Source organism: Acinetobacter sp. H1(2024) (assembly GCF_046557555.1).
Taxonomy (GTDB): domain Bacteria; phylum Pseudomonadota; class Gammaproteobacteria; order Pseudomonadales; family Moraxellaceae; genus Acinetobacter; species Acinetobacter seifertii.
This window is the reverse complement of record NZ_JBKGFO010000007.1, coordinates 175,894-197,477: the sequence shown is the minus strand read 5'-3', so window position 1 is coordinate 197,477 and position 21,584 is coordinate 175,894. Positions and strand designations below refer to the sequence as shown.

The following is a 21,584-nucleotide window of genomic DNA, read 5'->3' as shown; positions in this document are numbered from 1 at the left end:
CCTATCATTTAATAGCTGCTGATGTTCATAGACTTTAAATATCACCATAAAGGGACCTGTAGATGAAACGTGTCGTAATCACTGGTATGGGTATTAACTCATGTATCGGTAACTCTTTAGAAGCAGTTACTCACTCACTTCAAAATGGAATCTCGGGGACACGTTTTAACCCAACTTACGCTGAACTTAATTTTAAAAGCCATGTCAGCGCTGCTGCAGAACAAGATTTTGATCATATCGACCGTAAATTAAAACGCTTTATGGGCGTTTGTGCGATGTATGCTTACAACGCTGCTGTAGCTGCAGTTGAACATGCAGGACTCACACCTGAACAAATTGGCGGTAACCCACGTTATGGCATTGCAGGTGGTTCAGGTGGTGGTTCAACTGCATCTGTTGTTGAAATGACTGAGTTATTAGAAACTAAAGGTGCACGTAAAGTAGGTCCTTTCTTTGTACCACGTAATATGTCAAATACCATTACGGCAAACGTAGGTGTTGCATTTAAACTACAAGGTATTGCTCATACTATTACAAGTGCTTGCGCAACTTCTGCAGATGCAATTGGTTATGCATACAACCTTATTCAACTTGGCAAACAAGATCTTATGCTTGCTGGTGGTGGTGAAGAAGATCATTGGTCTCAAAGTTTATTGTTTGATGCAATGGGCGCACTTTGCTCAAAATATAACGATACTCCTGAAACTGCATCTCGCCCTTATTCAGCAGACCGTGACGGTTTCGTAATTGCTGGCGGTGGTGGTTTCGTAGTACTTGAATCGCTTGAGCACGCACAAGCACGTGGTGCCAACATTTTAGCTGAAGTTGTCGGTTATGCAGCAAACAGTGATGGTGCAGATATGGTTGCTCCAAGTGGTGAAGGCGCTACACGCTGTATTTTAATGGCTCTTGAAGAAGCTAAACAGCATGGCGTAGAAACTATTGACTATGTAAATACACATGGTACTTCTACTCCAGCGGGTGACGTTACTGAACTTAAAGCAATGGAACGTGCTTTTGGTGAAGGTAAAGTACCACCGTTAAGCTCAACTAAATCTATGACTGGTCATAGCTTAGGAGCAGCTGGCGTTCAAGAAGCCATCTACTCTGTTCTTATGATGCAAAATGACTTTATTGCACCAAACATCAACGTAACTGAACTTGATGAAGGCGCAAAACCTTTTGATATCGTACTTGAAAAACGTGATGCAAAATTGAATACTGTAATGAGTAACAGTTTTGGCTTTGGCGGTGTAAACGCTTGCCTAATTTTCAAGAAGTGGGATGCATAATCCCACCTAGGATTAACGATGGATGCACCTTCTGATGCTTTTTTGTGGGTAAAAGCATTACATATTATTGCTGTGGTTTGTTGGTTCGCTGCTTTGTTCTACTTACCACGTTTATATGTTTATCATGCTATGAGTGAAGATGCTGCAAGTCATCAACGCTTTGAAGTAATGGAACGTAAGTTGTATCGAGGAATTATGTGGCCTTCTATGATTGCCACATTAATTACTGCACACTTTCTCGTTGAGTGGGGTGATGCAACTCGACATTACCATGAAGCGACATGGTTTTACTTAAAAGTTGGACTAGTGGCTTTATTAGTGATTTACCATTTAGTGTGTGGTTACTATCGCAAAAAGCTTATCGGAAATGCTCATTATAAATCACATAAGTTCTGGCGTTTCTTCAATGAAATGCCAACCTTAATTTTATTTGCGGTTGTGATTTTAGTTGTCGTAAAACCTCAGTTTTAACTGGGGTTTTTTATTATCTAAGACTTTTCATTTAAATTTTTAATTCATTTCAGTCAGTTAACCTATTTTCAATTAAGCTTATTAATGGTCACGGCGCCTTTATAATCAATAATTAGAATGAGATTTTACAAGCCTTTGATAAAATTCAAAGTGGACATTTTGTCAAATAAGGTACTCAAATCATCAAGTAAGAAATAAATATCGTTCATTGTGTCTGTCTTTCAACATAGTTGATGTATGTTATGCTGCTAAACAAATAGATGAACTTATTTAATATCAAAACTATGTTCACTCTCAGCGCTTTTAAATTCGCCTTAGATCGACAATTTATTATTTTTACCCTTTTTATTCTTCGTCACTTAAAAAGCTATCCAATTCGATTTCTTACGCCTGAAGAAAAAGCCTTAGCGCAAAGGGTTTTTGGAGATCTGCTGGATTGTGAACGTCCTAAAATTATTGCTACTCGTTACTTACCTTGGCAAGCTCATGGAATTTTGATGGCTCCAAATGGAAATATCTATGTAAATTTTTCTGACTATAGTAGCAATTACGCTTTAGAGTCTAAGTTCATACAAGGTATTTTTATTCATGAACTCACCCATGTTATGCAATATCAGCGAGGTATTCATGTATTACTAAAAGGCGCATTTTTACAATCTGCCTATTACCTCAGCTTTAAATATTACAATCCTTACAAATACACCTATCATCCGCAAAAAGCATTTAGCTCTTACAATATTGAACAGCAAGGAGAGATTGCGAGAGATATCTGTTCAGGGAAGCTACCCAATATTATTTGTTTACCTCAACTGGATTTGTAAGCAAATAATTGAGTTTGACTTCAACGTAACATTTTTACTAACTTACTCAACGCAAATTTTATAAACAAAAAAATATGAAAATAAAGTTGAGATTTGAGTTTATTACTGTCAAATTATTGAAAATAAGTATAAAAACTTATTCCAAATTTTGGAGTGTTAAGGCAGTATACAAACAATAAAAATAATGAAGCTTGTTTCTATTCTATACAGAAAATCTCGTTATTTTTACGCAGAAAATATGTGATTGGTATATATTATTGATCTTGACATTTTTGTTTACTATTTTACTTGTTTATTATCGTGTCATACACATCGTTGAAAAATTATATTCATAAAAATCAACACTATGTGTATTTATATTCGTTATGATCTAGGATTAGGTTTGAATGAAAAGTTTTAAAGTTGCCCTTGCTCAGTTTTCTCCGCATATTGGCAATATTGACTCAAACACCCAAAAGATGATTGAGCAAGCAAATCAGGCGAAAAAACAAGACGCTGACCTGATTATTTTTCCTGAGCTTTCTGTGATTGGTTATCCAGCTGAAGACTTATTGTTACGTCCAAATTTAAATAAACGTATGCAAAAAGCTTTTGCTCAACTTAGCGAAGTTAAAGATATTGTGATGGTTTTCGGCTTCGTGAACCAGACTGAAGATGGCCAACGTTATAATTCAGCTGCTGTCATGAAAGATGGTCAGGTTTTAGGTGTTTTCAATAAACACAACTTGCCAAACTATAGCGTTTTTGATGAAAAGCGCTATTTCGAAAAAGGTCATCAACATTTGGTATTTGAATACCTTGGTCATAAGTTTGGTGTCCTCATTTGCGAAGATATTTGGTCAATCAATACTGTTAAGCAATTAAGCCAATTAAATGTTGATACTGTACTTGTACTTAATGCATCTCCGTATGAAGTAGGTAAACCACAACATCGCAAACAAACATTAAGCGAGCTTGCAAAACAACTTCACTTAAATATTGTTTATGTCAACCAAGTTGGTGGACAAGATGATTTAATTTTTGATGGTTCAAGTTTTGTCAGCAATCAAAATGGTGAAATCGCTTTACAAGCACCAAGCTTTAAAGAAGATCTTTATATTGCTGAATTTGACCGTGATACCAAATTATATAAAGTCACTGAGTCTGCTCCGGCATTGGAAACTTTTGCAGAAATCTATCAAAGCTTAGTTATGGCAACGCGTGACTATGTAGAGCGTTCAGGTTTCCCTGGTGTAATCTTAGGTCTATCTGGTGGTATTGACTCTGCCCTTACACTTGCTATTGCTGTTGATGCAATTGGTGCAGAAAAAGTACAAGCCGTAATGATGCCTTATACTTATACTTCTCAAATTAGTGTAGAAGATGCGGCAGAACAAGCTCGTCGCATGGGTGTAACTTTCGGTATTGCTGAAATACATTCAGTTGTAAATAGCTTTATGCAAACCTTGTATCCTTTCTTTGGCAACTCACCAGCAGATGCAACCGAAGAGAACTTACAAGCGCGCGCTCGTGGCACATTGCTTATGGGCCTATCTAACAAGTTTGGTAATTTGGTGCTTTCTACAGGTAATAAATCTGAACTTTCAGTTGGCTACTGCACACTCTACGGCGACATGGTGGGTGGCTTTGCTGTTCTAAAAGACGTTTACAAAACAATCGTGTTTGAACTAGCAAAATACCGTAATAGCTTAAGTGAAACTCCAGTTATTCCTGAGCGTGTGATTACCCGCCCACCTTCTGCAGAACTTCGTCCAGATCAAAAAGACCAAGACTCTTTACCAGCGTATGATGTATTGGATGCTATCCTATATGCATACATTGAAGAAGATTTAGGTCAGGCAGACATTATTGCCAAAGGTTTTGATAAAGAAGTTGTTGAAAAAGTCATCCGTTTAGTTGATCGTAATGAATACAAACGTCGTCAAGGTGCGATTGGCCCGAGAATTACTTCTCGTGCATTTAGTCGCGAACGACGTTATCCGATTGTCAACGGTTGGACAGCGAATGACTGAGCAGAAAAACTCATCAAAAACCACAGCACTTGCTCAAGCACTTTTGCTTGAGCAGGTGGAATTTTTCAAAAAACAATTATCGATAGAAAACTCACCTATTTATTTCCAGCAGTTCATTCAACTGTTTATGCAACATGCTGATGAAATCAAGCTTCATGAAGTTGTAGATTTAGAACAATTACAAGCCGTTGTGAAACGTTATGCTTTTGAGATGCAGCTTGGCGCTGGCTTACTTGAGTTTATTGGGGAAATTGCACAGCGTATTTATTTATCTGCTATGAAATCTCCAATTCAACTACAAGACTTGGTATCCGATCACCAGTTTGAAATGTGGCTTTCCAAGTTTTTGGAAATGGAGCATATTCCTCAATATTTGAATGAGTTTTTAAGAACTAGCCCTTCTGTTCAACAGCTTTGCCAATATATTGCGACCTCAACCTTAGAACAAAAATTACCAAAATTTTTAACTGCCTCCACAGTAAATGACTACCATTTTGAATGGCAACACAAACTTAAAAAATTCTCTTTTCTACAGCAACAACGTCTTGAGCATAAACTTGAAACGTGGATTGCGAGTTTTATTCATGAACAGCTTACTGAATTAAGCCTTTTATCGACTGAAGACTTAGAGAGCTTAATACGTCATGTTTGGGAAGATATTAGACATAAAAAAATGTATGAGTTTATGAAACAGCTCACTCCTCTCGATGTGGAAGAGTTCTTTGTTTTAATTTATGAATACTGGAAAGAATTACGTCAGTCACAATTTATGCAAGATCTTATTTTGTATGGCGTCGAAGTTTTTTATGATTTTTATAAAGATCAAAGTCTATTTGAAGTGTTAAGTGAGATTGGTTTAACCGAAACTGACTTACAAACTGAAGCTTTACGTTTTTATCCGAAGGTTATGAATGCCTTTAATGAGCACGGTATTTTGGAACCGTTGCTTCAAGCGCTCTTAGCTCCTTTTTATCAAAGCTCAAAAACACTCGATATGATTGAAAAACATTTTAATGAGTAAAAAATAGATAAAAAGAAACCACGCAGGAGCGTGGTTTTTAAAATGGTGGCTATGACGAGACTTGAACTTGTGACCCCCGCATTATGAGTGCGGTGCTCTAACCAACTGAGCTACATAGCCGTAAACTGTGTGCGCATTATCTATAGTTCTGTATAGCAGGTCAATACTTCAAAACTCTTTATGCCCACCAAATGAACAAATAAGATTCAGACCACCATTATTTGTTCATTTTTTAGCAAATTTACAATTTAAGCAATTGATCGGCCACAGAAATATATTAAAGATCTAATACGAGTTTTTTACCTTTTGCCCTTGATACACAAATCATCATGCTCTTTTGTGAAGCCTTTTCAGCATCACTTAAGTATTGATCGAAGTGTTCTGCTTCACCTTCTAAAATAGCAGTTTCACACGTACCGCAAACGCCTTCTCGGCATAAACACTCCACATCAATATTTAATGTCTCGATGGCTTGTAAAATAGTCTGGTTACTTTGTACTTCAATTTCCTGATTAGACTTAGCAAGTACTACCGTAAACGCTTCACCATCTTCAGGAACTGTTGAGGCAAATTGTTCCCAGTGGATATATTCATCGCGATAACGGTGTTTATTACAACAATCAATCACTGCATCAATCATGGATTTAGGACCACATACATAGACATGCGTGCCTTTTGGTTGCGATGAAATGAGTTGATCTAAATTTAATGCGGAACCTTCTGAATCAACATAACTAAACACATGCTCAGCATGTTTCTGCTTTAACTCATCTAACAAAGCCGCATGTTCAGGTGAGCGATAAGCATAATGTAGCTCAAATTCAGCACCACGTGCTGCTAGCTCATCCATTTGTGGCAAGAATGGTGTAATGCCAATACCGCCTGCAATTAAAATATGTTTATTGCCTGTTTCAGCTAATGGAAATAAATTTTTTGGTTCTGAAATCTGAATTTCACAGCCTTCATTGCACTGATCATGCATAAAAACCGAACCGCCCTTACCTTCAGCATCCTTACGAACACAGACTTGGTAAGTCGATAGATCTTGCGTACAACTCATCAATGAGTAAGCATTTGAAAGTTGCTCATTCATTTTGACAATAATATGGCTTCCCCCACTAAATCGAGGAAAGTTCTGCCCATCTTGACGTTTGAACGTAAACCGTTTGATTAAAGGAGTAAGCTGTTCCACATGAGTAACAACTGCCGGGAACATTTCATAATGACTAGCCATATTAGAATCCTTCTTTTACCGCATATTCTTGTTGTTAGGGCTTATCCTTAAAGCCCTAAACACATGTATTTAATGGTCATGAACTCTTCAAGACCATACTTTGAGCCTTCACGCCCAACACCTGATTGCTTCACACCGCCGAATGGTACAACTTCATTTGAAATTGCTGTGGCATTCATACCGACCATTCCATATTCAAGCTGTTCTGACACTCGCCATAAACGTGAAATATTTTCGCTATAAACATACGCAGCCAAACCAAAAATGGTGTCATTTGCTTGAGCAACAACATCTGCTTCATCTGTAAAGCGAATGAGCGGCGCAACTGGACCAAAAATTTCTTCTTGGACAATTTCCATTGTACGGTCAACGTTCGTTAGAACTGATGGTTCATAAAACGTTTGTCCTAAAGCATGCTGTTTACCGCCACAAGCAACTTTAGCGCCTTTGCTTACCGCATCATCAATTAACTGCTGTGCTTTTAACACTGCTTTTTCATTAATTAATGGGCCAATTTGCACACCATCTTCAAGTCCATTACCGACTTTAAACTTCTGTACTTCTTGTACAAACTTTTCGGCAAAAGCTTGATAAATATTGTCATGTACATAAATGCGGTTAGCACAAACACAAGTCTGACCTGCGTTACGGAACTTGGCAAAAATCGCGCCTTGTACAGCTTTATCTAAATCGGCATCATCAAACACAATCAGAGGTGCATTACCGCCTAACTCGAGCGCTAATTTTTTAATGGTGCTTGAACACTGCTGCATCAATAAACGGCCCACTGGCGTTGAACCAGTAAAAGTTAACTTCTTCACTTTTTCATGTGAAGTAAATACCGAGCCAATTTCTTGAGATTTACCAGTAACAACATTAATCACACCAGCTGGAATACCTGCTTTTTCGGCAAGTTTCGCAATCGCTAATGCACAATAAGGCGTTTCATTCGCTGGCTTAATCACGATCGTACATCCAGCTGCTAAAGCTGGTGCCGCTTTACGAGTAATCATGGCGATTGGGAAATTCCACGGCGTAATCGCAGCCACCACACCCACAGGTTCTTTACTAATAATAAAACGCTGCTGGTTATTGACGGTTGGAATCACATCACCATAAATACGCTTACCTTCTTCCGCAAACCATTGAATAAATGAGGCAGCATAGCGGACCTCACCTTTTGCTTCTGCCAAAGGTTTACCTTGTTCAATGGTCATAATTAAAGCAAGTTCATCGGTATGATCGAGAACCAGTTTATGCCAAGCCAATAAAATATCTGCACGGTTTTGAGCAGTTAAAGCTTTCCAACTTTGCAAAGCCGTATAAGCAGCCTCAACCGCCTGTGTCGCCTCAGCCGCTCCCATATTTGGAATTGTGCCAATTTCTTCGCCTGTAGCTGGGTTAGTCACTGGAACTGTTGCATTTGACTGTGCAGCTAGCCATTGTCCGTTAATATAGGCTTGTTGCTGAAATAATTCAGTGCTTTGTAAACTCGACATATCATCTTCCTAACTGAAGAATCAGGTGTAAGTCATCTTTACACCTGAATAAATCCATTTGTTTTATTTGTGATGCTGCGCCACTAAATGCTGGAAGTAAGCAATACCATGCTCACTAATTCCTGAACGTTGCTTGTCAGTCATAATACGGCCTTGACCACGATAACCACGTGATTTCAAACCACGTTGTACACTTTCGACCAAGTTCAAATCTTCAGGACGGAATACATTGCGATACCACTCAATTAAGTCTTTCTGATCTTGAGTGAGTTCTTCGTTCGTGAAGTAAATATCGTAATGCTGCAAAGTCGTTTCTGCATCTACTGGGAATTCATAGATTACCGTCATGAAATTACTGCCTGGCGGTACGTTGAACATGGTACAAGGCCAAGTCCAGAACCCATGAAACTCAGGATCTGTTACTGATGGATCAAGCTTAAATGACTTCTCTGATGAACGGGCAAAACCGTACTGTAATGTCCAGTTTTGATGTGTGGTGTGCCAATATTTGTCGACTTGTACTGAGTCAGCAAAGCCCGGATGTGCAGGCCCACAGTGATAACATTCTAAGTAGTTATCGACAATAACTTTCCAGTTTGCTGGAGTTTCTGTCACAAAACGTGCCGCCAGTTTCAAATCTTTAATCACGCTACATGCTTGATTTAAACGTTCAGCAAATTCCGGAAGTTGATCTTCTACACATGTCGCATTTTCATCCATATTAATGAAAACAAAGCCTGCATATTCCTCAACTTTTAAAGGCACCATGCTTGAATTTTCTTTATCAAAAGATTCGACATGGTCACAGTTACGTGCCAAAGCTAAACTACCATCTAGCTTAAAAGTCCATGCATGGTATGGGCAAGTAATTACATTTTTTGCTTTACCACTGCCACTTAAAAGCTCGTGACCGCGGTGTGGACACACATTATAAAACGCACGTAAAACGCTATCTTTACCGCGAATGATGACAATATTTTCACCAATTACTTTACGGGTAATATAGTCATTCGGTTGTGCCAATTCACTGCCATGTGCAACACAAATCCAGCTTTTAGCAAAGATTGATTCTTTCTCATGCTCAAAAACTTGTGATGAAGTATAGAAAACTTTAGGAAAAGTCCATGCAACATCTGGGTTTGCGCAAAAATCTTCAGGTAATTTTTCAACTGCACTCATGTTATTACTCCATTAAATTCTTTTCGTCCAAATGACTCGATATTAAATTGATGTCTTTTCGACACTGCCAAACATGCGACGTATCGCACTCAGCATGTTTTGATATAACTGTTGAACTTCTGGGCAGTCACGCATGAGACGCAAACTGCCATGTAATAAACCTTTGCCTAAATGAAACTCGCTCGGGATGCCTGCTTGTTCCAATTTTTGGGTAAGGAAATAACCGTCATCACTTAAAGGGTCATACTCTGCAACTGCCACAAAACTTGTAGGCATATCTGAAAAGTCCGTTGCCAATAAAGGCGCTAGACGTAAATCCTGCCAATCTTGTGAGTTAGGTGCATATTCCTTTAAATAAAAATGCATATCTTCGGTTGTTAATAACGGCGCATGTGCATGCTTTTGTGCAGAGGATGTGTCAAATGCAGTACTCAAGCATGGATAAACCAAAGCCAGACCTTGAGCTTGCATACCACTATGCTGTAGATGCACTGCAAGGGCTGCTGCTAAATTACCGCCAGCACTATCCCCTGCTAGAACGATATTTTCTCTATCGATCTGCCAAGTTGAACCATGCTTTTTAAGCCATTGATAAACTGCTAAACAATCTTCATAAGCTGCTGGAAAGCGGTGCTCTGGTGCCATGCGGTAATCTACGCTAATGACAACTGCATTTAAGTCCTGACACAAATAACTAGTAATAAACTCATGTGAATCGAGCCCGCCAACCATCCAACCACCACCATGTAAATACAATACACATGGCCAACCTGACTCAGGTCGATCGGTTTTTGGTAAATACACACGGACAGGAACTTGATGCTCATCATTTGCAACAAAGCGATCTTCAACTTCAATCTTGCCATCACGTGGCAAAGTGTAGTGTCGGCACATCGCATCATAAGCCGCACGGACTGAGTCAATATCTGCATCTGCTGGTGAATAAATGCTGCTCCAATACACAAGGCTTTGCATTTCTTCACTTAAGGCATAAGTAGTCTGTTCATGTGTATCCATTACTGTTCCCTCTAGCTGGTTTTTCTGTCCAGTTTGATTGAGCTTGCAAGCTCAAGCTGCATCCGTTTTGCATATTCATCTTGAGACTGGTTTAAACCAATTTCCGCTTCATCATAACCTTGTTGCTCAATTAAATGCGATGGGACTTTGGCATAATCCTGAATCAGCCATTTCACTAAGCCGTAGGTTTGAATCAGAATAATCACAATGAATGGTAAAGCCGTCACAATGGTCGCTGTTTTCATGGTGTCTAAAGGTGCTTTACTAAAGATCATGGCAATTGGAACTAAAGTCAGCATGACACACCAGAACAGACGAGCATTTGGCGATGGATCTTGTCCTTCACTTAAACCACGTGTACATGTTGCTGAAACCGCATACCCAACCGCATCCATATGTGCTGCTAAGAACACCACCATGATGCCGAGGAAAATCCACATCATGAGTTTTCCGGCAGGTAACAGACTGAGCAACTGACCAATTGCAACCTCACCACCTTGTTGGCTTAAGATTTGCGGTACGTTCACAGCTCCATGAATAAAGCTATAAACACTGTAGTTTTCAAACACACCAAAGATGAACCAAAGACCAACACTGCCACCAATTACCATGGCAAAGATCACTTCTTTAATGGTACGGCCTTTAGAAACACGCGTTACAAACAGTGCCACACCCGGTGCATATGAAATCCACCACAACCAGTAAAATACAGTCCATTCACGAGTAAACTTGCCATCGCCCATTGGGTCGGTAAACAAGCTCATATCAACAAAGTTGGTTGCCATTAATCCAAAACTCATTAATGAATTATTCAAAATGAATTGCGTCGGACCAAAGCACAGTACATAAATCGCAAATAACACCACGCCCAAGCACACCATGTGACTTAAACGTTGCATGCCTTTATCCATACCCACATAAGAACTGAGTGCGAACAGAACCGAAACACCTAAAATAATGATGACCTTAGTCATAAAGGTGTTTGGGATACCTGTGAGCTGAGACAAAATATTGGTAAATGTCACAGCAGTGAGTACCAATGAAATCGTCAATGCACCAAACATGCAAAGCAAGAACATAAGGTCGACTAAACGCCCAACCACGCCGGTTGACTTAAAGCCTGTTACCGCTTCAATCACAGAAGCCAAACTTAAGCCTTTATTTTTTCTCACATGGTAGCTGTAGCACAAAGAAATTGATGCCAAAGCATAAATTGCCCATGCACTTAAACCTGAGTGAAAAAATGAATAAGCCACGCTATATTTCAATGCTTCTGCTGACTCAGGCGGTAAGCTCAAACCCGGTGTTTGATAATAGTAAGCCCAGTCCAAGAAGCCCCAGTACAGTGTAGAAGACCCAATCCCTGACAAGATGAACATAAAAATCCATGACATCGTGTTGTATTGAGGTTTTCCTTCTCCAAGCTTAATTTTTCCGTATTTACTAAAGGCAAGACCAAAAGTAAAAATGATAGCTAAAAAAGCAAACAGTAATACTGGTGTAGTAAACATCGATGTTGTCCACTGCATCCATGTTGCAGCAATCTTGATCGACTCTTGCGAATAAATCGCCAATCCAGCAACTGAAATAAATACAAACAGTAAGCTGGTTACGGCAAGAACCTTATCCGTATAAATTTTTGTGTTTTGATTATCCATATCCATACATCCATTTTTGGATGGCGTTATTCCATAGCGAACACGTCCATTTTAATTTGGGCTACACACGATGCAATTGCATCTCCTACCTCATAAGTTTTTGCCTGACCGCCGATATCGGCTGTTTTTGGCCCATTAATTAAGACATTCTCAATCGCCTGCATAATGTCCTGACCTGCTTGAATGCAACGCTCATCTTCTTCACCAAAGAATTCGAACATCATCGCACCCGACCAAATCGCAGCGATTGGATTGGCAATTTGTTTACCGTAAATATCTGGTGCTGAACCATGTACAGGTTCAAACAATGATGGGAATTTTCTCTCAGGGTTTAAATTTGCCGAAGCAGCCAAGCCGATGGTTCCTGTACATGCAGGGCCTAAATCGGAAAGAATGTCGCCAAATAAGTTCGATGCTACAACCACATCAAAACGCTCAGGTTGCAACACAAAACGCGCCGCTAAAATATCAACATGCTGTTTATCAGCCTGAATTTGTGGATATTGTTTTGCCATCGCGTCAACGCGTTCATCCCAGTACGGCATGCTGACCGCAATACCATTGGACTTAGTCGCTGCAGTAATTTTTTTCGCATCACGCTGATTTGCAAACTCAAATGCATAACGCAAAATTCGATCTACCCCATGGCGTGTAAATACGGCTTCTTGTAAAACAAACTCGCGGTCTGTCCCTTCAAAAGCTTTACCACCAATGGCTGAGTATTCACCTTCACTGTTTTCACGAACCACGTAGAAATCAATATCGCCCGGTTTTTTACCTACCAATGGACATTTCACACCCGGCATTAAGCGCACTGGACGTAAATTCACATATTGGTCAAAGCGACGACGGAACTGAAGTAGCGAACCCCAAAGTGAAATATGATCGGGCACTTTATCTGGCCAGCCTACAGCGCCAAAATAGATCGCATCGTAACCTTGCAAGGTTTCAAACCAGTCATCTGGCATCATTTTGCCGTGCTCAAGGTAATAATCGCAGCTTGCCCAATCAAAAGCATCGAGTTGAAGCTCAATACCATGCTTCTCTGCCGCTGCCTTTACAACCTTAATGCCTTCTGGTAGAACTTCTAAACCAATGCCATCGCCTGCAATCGTGGCAACTTTATATCTTTTTGCCATAAGCTTCCTTCACACCTTCGACTAATATCCTTGTATGGCTTAAACATGATGTTTTAAGCAAAAATGATCAACAACGGAACTATCACTCCAATGGACACGGATCGTGAATAATCTACCTAACCTATCGGATTTAAAGGTTTTTTGCACAGTCGCCAAACTAAAAAGTTTTGTCGAATCTGCTGAGGAACTTGGGACATCGCCAGCTTTTATTAGCAAGCGAATTAATATTTTAGAAAACACGTTAAGCTGCAAACTTTTTCATCGCAGTACGCGTCACGTTAGCCTGACAGAAGATGGCAAACTCATTCTTGAGAGAGTTTCAAATATTCTTGAGGAATTTGATGAAGTTTGTGAACTGGTCAATAACCCACTCAGTACACCTACGGGTCGTATGGATATTATTAGTAGCTTTGGTTTTGGCAGAAAACATATCGCACCAATTTTGTCTAAATTAATGATGCTTTATCCAAAGCTTCAAATACATTTTGACACCATCGACAATACCAAGGACTTGATTCAACACAGTATTGATTTAGACATCAGAATTGGTAATGAAATTGCGCCAAACATGATTGCAAAGAAGTTAGCTTCTAATTTTCGAATTTTATGTGCAGCACCTAGCTATTTACTTAAACACGGCGTACCAGACAGTATTGAAGATTTGCAAACACATGACTGTTTAACGATTAGTGAACGTGATCAATCATCTGTACTATGGAAATTTAGACATGCTTCTGAAGATGTTTCAGTGCATATCAAACCACGTTTTGTTTCTAATAACGGCGAGATTATTCATCAGCTTGCCATAGAAGGTCACGGTATTATTTTCCGTTCGATTTGGGATGTTGCAGATGAATTGATTACCGGCCAACTTCAGCATATTTTGCCTGAATATTGGCAAGACGCAGATGTTTGGGCGGTTTATCCATCACGTCTAAAAAGCTCTTCCAAACTGCAAACCTGTATTTTGTTTATTCAAAATGAATTACTTAATCGTTTACAGCATGTACAAAACCTAAACCGTGGACAACTCATTTCACCAGCCGTCAAACGTGAACCACCACCTGAAAAAGTCTTTCTATAAAAAAGCCCTAAGTGAGCCTATTCACTTAGGGTAATCGTTTGCTTTTAACTTTTAGAAATAATATCCAATTGAAAGATAAAACAGTTTATCCCAGTCATTACTACTACCTTGTGCAAGGCCATTTGCCCCACCACCTACCATTGGGTCATTTTTACTCATAATATATTCACCCTGAATACCAATGGCTTTGTAATTAAAATAAACGCCTGCAATTAAACGCTCAGAGTCTTTATAGCCATCCTCATCTTTGAAAAAGCGACTATGAGAAATATAAGGCTTAATATTGGTAAGTTGATGAAATGGCTGAGCAAAGGTGTAATTAATTTCATTAACCAAATACTTACCCTTATTCGCTACTTGATATGGATAGTCGAAAGCACCAATAGTTGAACTATTTGGAAATAAATCATCCCCATTCGTGACATCTTGCTTACCTGCTAAGAACATCCATTGCCAAGCTTGGTATTGTGTTTGAGCAAACACATTCCATGACTTACGATGTCCATCTATGTTTGTTCTTTTATTTTCTAAATCAGAATACCAAAACGAACCACCCAATTCTGTTGAAAAATTTTGAGCTTTATCAATTTCAAATTTTCTAGATGCACGGCCAATCCACATATTTTTTTCTTCAATATTAGTACCATTGGACAAGTCATCAGCTTCAACAAAATTACCACTATATCGGCTTGAGTCCTTTGAAGTACCCTTATAATTTCCACCATCAGATGGATAAAAACCTAAGGTCAAATTATATTTGTCATCTGCAAATTTATATTTAATACCTAAATTATCAATATCTTCTAAACCAACGGTATTTAAAAGCGTCTCGTAATAACTACTTCCCCAAAATTCGCCAAAGCCAAAATCAACAGGCTGTAAACCTACCGTAATTCTTTGCTGGTCAGATAGCTTATAGCCTGCCCATGCTTTTTTTAGGAAAATTGCATCACACAAACGATTATATTGGTAACAACGGGCATCTAGACCTGCAATCCAATCTGGATTTTCATAACCCAACACTAATTTAATGTCTGTGAGTCGCCAGTCATCATTTTGAGAACCTTCATTGGCCCCAACCACATAATCCTTATGCAAATAACGGGAACGTACCGCACCAGACACTTTAAATTGACCCGAATCTAAAGTTGGATCACCCCAACTCAAATCAGCCGCAGAGACTTGTACTCCCGCAGATAAACTCAAAATTCCTAAAAATAATAATGACCTTTTCATGTCTTCAACATCCTTGTTAAGTGTTATAAGAACATGAAGAAATTGAGTTAGACAAACAATGCCGGAACTATAAAGTCGGTCTTTACAAACTGTGTTTAATCAAAAAATGAGCATAAAAAAAGACCACGCAGGAGCGTGGTCTGTAAAATGGTGGCTATGACGAGACTTGAACTTGTGACCCCCGCATTATGAGTGCGGTGCTCTAACCAACTGAGCTACATAGCCGTAAACTGTGCGCGCATTATCTTAGCTTCTTTACCGCGCGTCAAGAAAAATTTTAAATAAAATGAGGTGAAGTGAGCCTATAAGCCGGGTTCTGTCGAGGATGGTCATTCCTCTAGGCGTACAATCACTCATACGCTCAAGCGACCTACCCGAATCCAGTACGGGCCGCACCTAGGATTCCTATTTGGTCTTGCTTCTGGTGGGGTTTGCCATGCCGTGAACTGTTACCAGACACGCGGTGCGCTCTTACCGCACCCTTTCACCCTTACCTCACGAATGAGGCGGTCTACTCTCTGCTGCACTTTCCGTCGGCTTTCACCGCCCAGGCGTTACCTGGCACCCTGCCCTATGAAGCCCGGACTTTCCTCTCCTGCTTCAGTCACGAAGACCTCCACAGCAGCGACCATCCAGCTCACTTCAGGGGCGCATATTAACAAATTTATTCACTAATTGCTTGTGCTTTTTTGAGCAATTAATCTTTTATATTTGTCTAATAGCTGTTCTTCCGTCTCTTCATGCTGCGGATCTTTAGGAATACAGTCTACTGGACAAAATAATTGACACTGTGGCTGGTCATGGTGACCAACGCACTCTGTACATAAATCTGGATGAATTTCATAAATCACTTCACCCATAAAAATAGCTTCATTTGGGCAAACTGGTTCACAAACATCACAGTTTATGCACTCATCGGTGATATATAACGACACTTTACCAACCTTGTTGATGTTTACGTTCAAAAGCTTCAACCACAGCTTGCGGAACAAACTTGGTTACATCACCTCTTAAGCGTGCAATTTCTCGAATCAACGTCGAAGAAATAAAAGAATACTGTTCAGAAGGCGTTAAGAACACTGCTTCGAAATGTGGGTCCAACTGGCGATTCATATTAGCCAATTGAAACTCATATTCAAAATCAGAAACTGCTCTTAAACCGCGAAGTACCGCTGTAGCCTTTTGTTCTTTGAAAAAATTAACCAGTAAGCCATCAAAACCTACAAACTCAACATTTGATAGATGACCTAATGATGATTGTGCCAGTGCAACTCTCTCTTCTAGACTGAACAAAGGGTTCTTATGATGTCCAATTGCAATAGCTACTACGACCTCATCAAACATTCTTGATGCTCTAGTAACTAAATCAACGTGCCCATTTGTGATAGGGTCAAATGTTCCAGGATAAATTACACGCGTTTTAGACATCCGCTAGTACTCTAATTGTATTGTGCGCCTATTTTAGCAAAAGTTATACATGAGGCGAAATATTGATATGTGGGAAAAAACTTCACCTTGGCATCAGTTTACGGCACAATAGAGGCAATTGTGGAAGTTTGAATTATGGCGAAAGCAACAGTAGTTAAGAAACATAATGGCGGAACCATCGCACAAAACAAACGTGCCCGTCATGATTATTTTATCGAAGAAAAATTTGAAGCAGGCATGTCACTTCAAGGTTGGGAAGTGAAATCCTTACGTGCTGGGCGTATGACTTTGACAGAAAGTTATGTGATTTTCAAAAATGGCGAAGCATTTTTACTTGGCTCACAAATTCAGCCTTTATTATCGGCTTCGACCCATGTTGTTCCTGAAGCAACACGTACTCGTAAGTTATTGCTCTCTCGACGTCAGCTTGAACACCTCATGGGTGCAGTTAACCAAAAAGGTTACTCATGCGTTCCTTTGGCGTGTTACTGGAAAGGTCATCTAGTTAAGCTGGAAATTGCGCTTGTGAAGGGTAAACAGCTTCACGACAAACGTGCGACTGAAAAAGACCGCGACTGGCAGCGTGATAAAGCCCGTATATTTCATAAATAATTTAGTAAAAAAGCCTCTTTTAGAGGCTTTTTTTATATCGCATGATTCACTTAACTTAATCTATATAAAAGACCAGCGATATATTCACCAAACCATTTAGCAGTATCTAAATCACCTTGTGGCGGGGTAATCTCAACAGGTGCATTATCTGACTGTGTCATTAAGCCCAAACAACTTGATAAACGGTTTAAATCAGTTTCAGTATGACCAGTTGTCATTAAAGGCAAACCAGACCATAGCATGCCGTGTTGCATCGCAAAAATATTAAGCTGCTGCAAAACTGCAAGCTTATCACCACTCAAACCACCCGAATTTGCAAAACCAGCAGCCAACTTACCTTGCCATAACCGATTTTTCCAGCGTTTGGATGTGCTATCCATAAACTTTTTAAAATCAGCAGTTACACTGCCCATATAGGTTGGCGAGCCAAAAATAATTCCCTGTGAAGCGTCTAAAACATCCCAGTCAATGTGCTCAATATTCATCACATGTACTTTAACGCCCATCACTTCCGCTCCAGCAGCAATAGCAGAAGCTACCTTTGCAGTGTGGCCATAAGGGCTGTGATAAACAATAGAGAGATGTTTTTCAGGCAAAGACATAAGTTTAATAATTTGAGCGATTTTTTGTATTTTAGCATTTTATTAAAACTTGCTAAACCACGATCTGTGAATATCAAAGATTAGCTTTTTAACGGCTTATTTGAGTCAATATTAAAAATCCAAAAATAAGAAAATCTCCTATATTATTTAAAAGTCTAAATAACATAAGAGATTGATATCACAACGATCACACTTCTTAAAGTGAATTGCGATTTTTATAAACTACATAAATACAAAAGTTGCCATACGACCCGTTTTAGCATCACGGCGGTAAGAGAAATACTCATCTTGCTGTTGATATGAGCACTGGTCTCCACCTAAAACTTGTTTCACGCCGAGTCTTTGCAAAATAAAGCGAGCAATCGCATATAAATCTGCATGAAATTTATCTGGTACCGCTCCATCAACAAAAGCTGTTTCCAATTCAGGATACTTACCACAAAAAGCAGTTTTAACTTCCGCTCCAATTTCAAAGCAGGGTTGACTAATCGCAGCACCTAACCATCCCCAAGTTGGAGGATTTTGCATAGTAGTAACTGTATTTTCAATAATGCCACCTGCCAAACCTCGCCATCCTGCATGTAAGTTAGCGACTTCAGTGCCCTCTGCATTGCCAAGTACCACAGGTAAGCAATCGGCTGTCATCATCATTAATGCATGGCCTTTGGTTTGAGTAACCAAACCATCACCTATTAATGCCGCAAAGGGAATTTGTTCATTTACCGTATGACAAATCGTGCTATGTGTTTGGGTCATCCATGTCATTTTCTTAACGCCAAACTGAGCAAACTCATCTAAAAGCATCATTCGATGCTGCTGAACGCGTCCAGCTTCATCATTAACATGCAAAGCAAGATTAAAACCCGTTAATTCAGTTTGGTCCGTTGGCAATGCCAAAGGATGTTGAATACGCGTCTGCCCTACAAAAACACCTTGTGGTAAACCTTGAACAAATTCCATAATTCAGTTCCTTAGTAGGCTGCGTTTTCTGAACGTAACACATTTACCAACTGAGTAAAATCTTCAGGCCACGGCGCTTCAAATTGCATTTCTTCACCAGTACGCGGATGTTTTAAACCTAATTTAGCTGCATGTAATGCTTGACGTTTAAAACCACGTAAAGTTTCAATGAGTAATTCAGATGCACCAGCAGGCACACGTACACGGTTCATATAAACCTGATCACCAATCAAGCCATAACCAATATAACTAAAATGCACGCGAATCTGATGAGTTCGGCCTGTTTCAAGACGCGCTTGTACACGAGTAAAATCTTTAAAACTTTCTTTTACATTGTAGTGAGTCACTGCATCGCGTCCGCCCGGTAAAATCGCCATTTTCACGCGGTCTACAGGATGACGTTTAATCGGCTCATCAATCGTACCGCCAGCAATGATATTTCCATAAACAACTAAGTCATATAAACGGTAAACCGATTTATTTGCCAACTGCTTACTTAAAGAAAATTGGGCTTCTAGCGTTTTTGCAACAACCAATAAACCACTCGTATCTTTATCAATACGATGTACTAAACCAGCACGTGAAAGCTCTGCCAGTTTTGGGAAATGGTAAAGTAATGCATTCACTAAAGTTCCTGAACTATTACCCGCTCCAGGATGTACCACCATACCGACTGGTTTATTAATAACTAAAATATCTTCATCTTCATAAACAATATCAAGTGGGATATTTTCAGGCTGACTGGTCGTCTGTGCTTCTAACTCAACATTTAAAGTTAGGGTTTCAATACCCTCACAACGATATTTAGGTTTTACGATGTTACCATTTACCAACAGATGACCTTCCTTCATCCATTGTTTCAGTTTTTCGCGGGAGAACTCACTCCACACCATAGCTGCAACTTGGTCGATACGTTGCCCTAAGTAGCTTTCATCCAACTGAACTTGCAACGATAAACGTGTTGCAGTTGTATCAGAAGTATGGTTATCTGCATCCTCAGAATCTTCAAGTAAATTGAAGTCAGTTTCAGAGAAGTTTGTGTTTGAAGATTGTGCTGAAGTCATTTGATCATTGAGATAAAAGTGGTTTAATAGCGCAATTGTAGCTCATTGCCCAACATAACAGAGGAGTTTTTATGTCGCTACCACGTTATAAAATTACGATGCTTGCCCTATCTTTAGGTTTAGCGTCTGCATTTGTGGGCTGTAGCAGCAATCCAAGTAAAAAAGAAGTGGTCGATACTGGGCCTCAATCTAGTGAACAAGCGTATTTTGACAAAGCTCAAAAATCTCTTGATCGTGGGCAATATCTTGACGCTGCTAAATCTTTAGAAGCGATTGATACCTATTATCCAACTGGACAATACGCACAACAAGCACAACTTGAACTTCTCTATTCAAAATTTAAACAAAAAGATTATGAAGGCGCGATTGCTTTAGCTGAACGCTTTATTCGTTTAAATCCTCAACATCCAAATGTAGATTATGCTTACTACGTTCGTGGCGTATCTAACATGGAACTGAACTATGATAGCTTGTTGCGTTACACGTCTTTGCAACAATCTCATCGTGACATCAGTTATTTAAAAGTTGCTTATCAAAACTTCGTTGACCTGATTCGCCGCTTCCCAAGCAGCCAATATTCTGTCGATGCAGCACAGCGTATGAAGTTTATTGGTCAAGAGCTTGCTGAAAGTGAAATGAATACTGCTCGCTTTAACGTTAAACGTAAAGCATGGGTTGCAGCGGCTGAGCGTTCGCAATGGGTAATTGAACACTACCCACAAACACCTCAAGTGCCAGAAGCCCTAGCAACTTTGGCATATAGCTATGACCAACTGGGTGATAAAGCAACTTCACAACAATACATCGAAGTTCTAAAACTTAACTATCCTAGCCTTGTTAATAAAAATGGCACGGTAAATATGCGCGCTGCGCGTAAAGAAGGTAACTGGATTAACCGTGCTACCTTAGGTATTCTTGGTCGCGAATCTAAATCTGTAGCGGCTGAAACAGCTACTCCAGTTGAACCAAAACGCAGTCTACTTAACCGTGTAAGCTTTGGCTTAATGGGTAGTTCAGGTAAAGAAGAAACTCAAGAAACAACCCAAGCACCAGTTGAGACTCCAAAAACTGAACGCAGTTGGACTAACCGTTTAAGCTTCGGTTTACTTGATAAACCAGAAAAAGCAGCAGAAGGTGCAACAACTGCACCAGCAGCATCTTCGACTGAAGCTGGCGACGCTGCTCAATAAGCAATAACAGCTTAAAAATAACCAACAAACAGGCAAGTGATATGACTTGCCTGTTTGTTTTTATA

At 39.6% G+C, this 21,584-nt stretch carries 20 protein-coding genes, 2 tRNA genes and 1 other RNA gene; 8 read left to right on the top strand and 15 right to left on the bottom strand.

The genetic code is table 11. From position 1 onward, the window contains the following. Nucleotides 1-62 precede the first annotated feature (62 nt). The 5 genes from ACLCEG_RS16965 (at nucleotide 63) to ACLCEG_RS16945 (ending at nucleotide 5,617) form a co-directional block, all read left to right on the top strand. Nucleotides 63-1,292 (top strand): beta-ketoacyl synthase N-terminal-like domain-containing protein, encoded by a 1,230-nt coding sequence (locus ACLCEG_RS16965; RefSeq protein WP_004703335.1) that lies wholly within the window; start codon nucleotides 63-65, stop codon nucleotides 1,290-1,292. Nucleotides 1,293-1,310: 18 nt separating this feature from the next. Continuing rightward, nucleotides 1,311-1,763: a protoporphyrinogen oxidase HemJ gene (gene hemJ, locus ACLCEG_RS16960; RefSeq protein ID WP_100192072.1), complete on the top strand. Its 453-nt coding sequence runs from the start codon at nucleotides 1,311-1,313 to the stop codon at nucleotides 1,761-1,763. Nucleotides 1,764-2,023: 260 nt separating this feature from the next. Beyond that, the gene (locus ACLCEG_RS16955; RefSeq protein ID WP_410568441.1) at nucleotides 2,024-2,584 is read left to right on the top strand and encodes a hypothetical protein; all 561 of its coding nucleotides are present in this window, start codon (nucleotides 2,024-2,026) and stop codon (nucleotides 2,582-2,584) included. Between the two features lie 386 nt (nucleotides 2,585-2,970). Then, nucleotides 2,971-4,596 carry an NAD+ synthase gene (locus ACLCEG_RS16950; RefSeq protein ID WP_068936062.1) on the top strand — a complete coding sequence of 542 codons (1,626 nt, stop codon included), beginning with the start codon at nucleotides 2,971-2,973 and terminating at the stop codon, nucleotides 4,594-4,596. Beyond that, on the top strand, nucleotides 4,589-5,617 hold the full coding sequence (locus ACLCEG_RS16945) for a hypothetical protein (protein WP_348884691.1): 1,029 nt from the start codon (nucleotides 4,589-4,591) through the stop codon (nucleotides 5,615-5,617). Before ACLCEG_RS16950 ends, ACLCEG_RS16945 begins: the two co-directional genes overlap by 8 nt. A 43-nt stretch (nucleotides 5,618-5,660) precedes the next feature. Here the strand turns inward: ACLCEG_RS16945 and ACLCEG_RS16940 are convergent. The 7 genes from ACLCEG_RS16940 to ACLCEG_RS16910 form a co-directional block, all read right to left on the bottom strand. Then, nucleotides 5,661-5,737 (bottom strand) — tRNA-Met (locus ACLCEG_RS16940). 157 nt (nucleotides 5,738-5,894) lie between these two features. Further along, on the bottom strand, nucleotides 5,895-6,851 hold the full coding sequence (cntB, locus tag ACLCEG_RS16935) for a carnitine monooxygenase, reductase subunit CntB (RefSeq protein WP_151761901.1): 957 nt from the start codon (nucleotides 6,849-6,851) through the stop codon (nucleotides 5,895-5,897). Between the two features lie 47 nt (nucleotides 6,852-6,898). Then, nucleotides 6,899-8,350 carry an NAD-dependent succinate-semialdehyde dehydrogenase gene (locus ACLCEG_RS16930; RefSeq protein WP_410568438.1) on the bottom strand — a complete coding sequence of 484 codons (1,452 nt, stop codon included), beginning with the start codon at nucleotides 8,348-8,350 and terminating at the stop codon, nucleotides 6,899-6,901. Between the two features lie 63 nt (nucleotides 8,351-8,413). Further along, the gene (gene cntA, locus ACLCEG_RS16925; RefSeq protein WP_068612252.1) at nucleotides 8,414-9,529 is read right to left on the bottom strand and encodes a carnitine monooxygenase subunit alpha; all 1,116 of its coding nucleotides are present in this window, start codon (nucleotides 9,527-9,529) and stop codon (nucleotides 8,414-8,416) included. A 42-nt stretch (nucleotides 9,530-9,571) separates the two neighbouring features. Next, complete coding sequence (locus ACLCEG_RS16920) at nucleotides 9,572-10,546, bottom strand: alpha/beta hydrolase fold domain-containing protein (protein WP_410568436.1); 975 nt, start codon at nucleotides 10,544-10,546, stop codon at nucleotides 9,572-9,574. Between the two features lie 11 nt (nucleotides 10,547-10,557). Then, nucleotides 10,558-12,210, bottom strand: a complete 1,653-nt coding sequence (locus tag ACLCEG_RS16915) for a BCCT family carnitine transporter (RefSeq protein WP_410568434.1) — start codon at nucleotides 12,208-12,210, stop codon at nucleotides 10,558-10,560. Nucleotides 12,211-12,230: 20 nt separating this feature from the next. After that, the gene (locus ACLCEG_RS16910) at nucleotides 12,231-13,343 is read right to left on the bottom strand and encodes a tartrate dehydrogenase (protein WP_005303103.1); all 1,113 of its coding nucleotides are present in this window, start codon (nucleotides 13,341-13,343) and stop codon (nucleotides 12,231-12,233) included. Between the two features lie 103 nt (nucleotides 13,344-13,446). On the opposite strand from ACLCEG_RS16910, the gene ACLCEG_RS16905 reads away from it, so the two are divergent. After that, a complete protein-coding gene (locus tag ACLCEG_RS16905) occupies nucleotides 13,447-14,427 on the top strand; it encodes a LysR family transcriptional regulator (RefSeq protein ID WP_004710275.1) in 981 nt (326 codons plus the stop codon). A gap of 51 nt (nucleotides 14,428-14,478) precedes the next feature. Here the strand turns inward: ACLCEG_RS16905 and ACLCEG_RS16900 are convergent, their stop codons facing one another. The 5 genes from ACLCEG_RS16900 to coaD form a co-directional block, all read right to left on the bottom strand. Continuing rightward, entirely contained in the window at nucleotides 14,479-15,663 is a 1,185-nt protein-coding gene (locus tag ACLCEG_RS16900; RefSeq protein WP_410568432.1) for a porin, read from the bottom strand. A gap of 148 nt (nucleotides 15,664-15,811) precedes the next feature. Next, nucleotides 15,812-15,888 (bottom strand) — tRNA-Met (locus ACLCEG_RS16895). A gap of 64 nt (nucleotides 15,889-15,952) precedes the next feature. Beyond that, nucleotides 15,953-16,307, bottom strand: an RNA gene (gene rnpB, locus ACLCEG_RS16890) — RNase P RNA component class A. A 27-nt stretch (nucleotides 16,308-16,334) separates the two neighbouring features. Next, on the bottom strand, nucleotides 16,335-16,598 hold the full coding sequence (locus ACLCEG_RS16885; protein WP_004703368.1) for a YfhL family 4Fe-4S dicluster ferredoxin: 264 nt from the start codon (nucleotides 16,596-16,598) through the stop codon (nucleotides 16,335-16,337). A gap of 1 nt (nucleotide 16,599) precedes the next feature. Then, nucleotides 16,600-17,091, bottom strand: a complete 492-nt coding sequence (gene coaD, locus ACLCEG_RS16880; protein ID WP_004703369.1) for a pantetheine-phosphate adenylyltransferase — start codon at nucleotides 17,089-17,091, stop codon at nucleotides 16,600-16,602. 135 nt (nucleotides 17,092-17,226) lie between these two features. Here coaD and smpB point away from each other — a divergent pair, with 135 nt between their 5' ends. Beyond that, entirely contained in the window at nucleotides 17,227-17,703 is a 477-nt protein-coding gene (smpB, locus tag ACLCEG_RS16875; RefSeq protein WP_004641603.1) for an SsrA-binding protein SmpB, read from the top strand. A 50-nt stretch (nucleotides 17,704-17,753) separates the two neighbouring features. Here smpB and ACLCEG_RS16870 read toward each other — a convergent pair whose 3' ends face one another. The 3 genes from ACLCEG_RS16870 to rluD all read right to left on the bottom strand — a co-directional run bounded on the left by ACLCEG_RS16870 (nucleotide 17,754) and on the right by rluD (nucleotide 20,329). Further along, nucleotides 17,754-18,305, bottom strand: a complete 552-nt coding sequence (locus ACLCEG_RS16870; RefSeq protein WP_134262138.1) for a flavodoxin family protein — start codon at nucleotides 18,303-18,305, stop codon at nucleotides 17,754-17,756. 222 nt (nucleotides 18,306-18,527) lie between these two features. Further along, nucleotides 18,528-19,265: a peptidoglycan editing factor PgeF gene (pgeF, locus tag ACLCEG_RS16865; RefSeq protein WP_410568430.1), complete on the bottom strand. Its 738-nt coding sequence runs from the start codon at nucleotides 19,263-19,265 to the stop codon at nucleotides 18,528-18,530. An 11-nt stretch (nucleotides 19,266-19,276) separates the two neighbouring features. After that, a complete protein-coding gene (gene rluD / locus ACLCEG_RS16860; protein WP_410568428.1) occupies nucleotides 19,277-20,329 on the bottom strand; it encodes a 23S rRNA pseudouridine(1911/1915/1917) synthase RluD in 1,053 nt (350 codons plus the stop codon). A 71-nt stretch (nucleotides 20,330-20,400) separates the two neighbouring features. Here rluD and ACLCEG_RS16855 point away from each other — a divergent pair, with 71 nt between their 5' ends. Then, nucleotides 20,401-21,519 (top strand): outer membrane protein assembly factor BamD, encoded by a 1,119-nt coding sequence (locus ACLCEG_RS16855; RefSeq protein WP_100192083.1) that lies wholly within the window; start codon nucleotides 20,401-20,403, stop codon nucleotides 21,517-21,519. The last annotated feature ends 65 nt before the right edge of the window (nucleotides 21,520-21,584 follow it).

Bases quoted from the DNA above. Each gene is read 5' to 3' on its own strand.
- coaD (WP_004703369.1), bottom strand. From the start codon at position 17,091: ATGTCTAAAACGCGTGTAATTTATCCTGGAACATTTGACCCTATCACA.
- smpB (WP_004641603.1), top strand. From the start codon at position 17,227: ATGGCGAAAGCAACAGTAGTTAAGAAACATAATGGCGGAACCATCGCA.
- cntB (WP_151761901.1), bottom strand. From the start codon at position 6,851: ATGGCTAGTCATTATGAAATGTTCCCGGCAGTTGTTACTCATGTGGAA.
- ACLCEG_RS16955 (WP_410568441.1), top strand. From the start codon at position 2,024: ATGAACTTATTTAATATCAAAACTATGTTCACTCTCAGCGCTTTTAAA.
- ACLCEG_RS16915 (WP_410568434.1), bottom strand. From the start codon at position 12,210: ATGGATATGGATAATCAAAACACAAAAATTTATACGGATAAGGTTCTT.
- ACLCEG_RS16920 (WP_410568436.1), bottom strand. From the start codon at position 10,546: ATGGATACACATGAACAGACTACTTATGCCTTAAGTGAAGAAATGCAA.
- hemJ (WP_100192072.1), top strand. From the start codon at position 1,311: ATGGATGCACCTTCTGATGCTTTTTTGTGGGTAAAAGCATTACATATT.
- pgeF (WP_410568430.1), bottom strand. From the start codon at position 19,265: ATGGAATTTGTTCAAGGTTTACCACAAGGTGTTTTTGTAGGGCAGACG.
- ACLCEG_RS16945 (WP_348884691.1), top strand. From the start codon at position 4,589: ATGACTGAGCAGAAAAACTCATCAAAAACCACAGCACTTGCTCAAGCA.
- ACLCEG_RS16950 (WP_068936062.1), top strand. From the start codon at position 2,971: ATGAAAAGTTTTAAAGTTGCCCTTGCTCAGTTTTCTCCGCATATTGGC.
- ACLCEG_RS16855 (WP_100192083.1), top strand. From the start codon at position 20,401: ATGTCGCTACCACGTTATAAAATTACGATGCTTGCCCTATCTTTAGGT.
- cntA (WP_068612252.1), bottom strand. From the start codon at position 9,529: ATGAGTGCAGTTGAAAAATTACCTGAAGATTTTTGCGCAAACCCAGAT.
- ACLCEG_RS16930 (WP_410568438.1), bottom strand. From the start codon at position 8,350: ATGTCGAGTTTACAAAGCACTGAATTATTTCAGCAACAAGCCTATATT.
- ACLCEG_RS16910 (WP_005303103.1), bottom strand. From the start codon at position 13,343: ATGGCAAAAAGATATAAAGTTGCCACGATTGCAGGCGATGGCATTGGT.
- ACLCEG_RS16900 (WP_410568432.1), bottom strand. From the start codon at position 15,663: ATGAAAAGGTCATTATTATTTTTAGGAATTTTGAGTTTATCTGCGGGA.
- ACLCEG_RS16965 (WP_004703335.1), top strand. From the start codon at position 63: ATGAAACGTGTCGTAATCACTGGTATGGGTATTAACTCATGTATCGGT.
- rluD (WP_410568428.1), bottom strand. From the start codon at position 20,329: ATGACTTCAGCACAATCTTCAAACACAAACTTCTCTGAAACTGACTTC.
- ACLCEG_RS16870 (WP_134262138.1), bottom strand. From the start codon at position 18,305: ATGTCTTTGCCTGAAAAACATCTCTCTATTGTTTATCACAGCCCTTAT.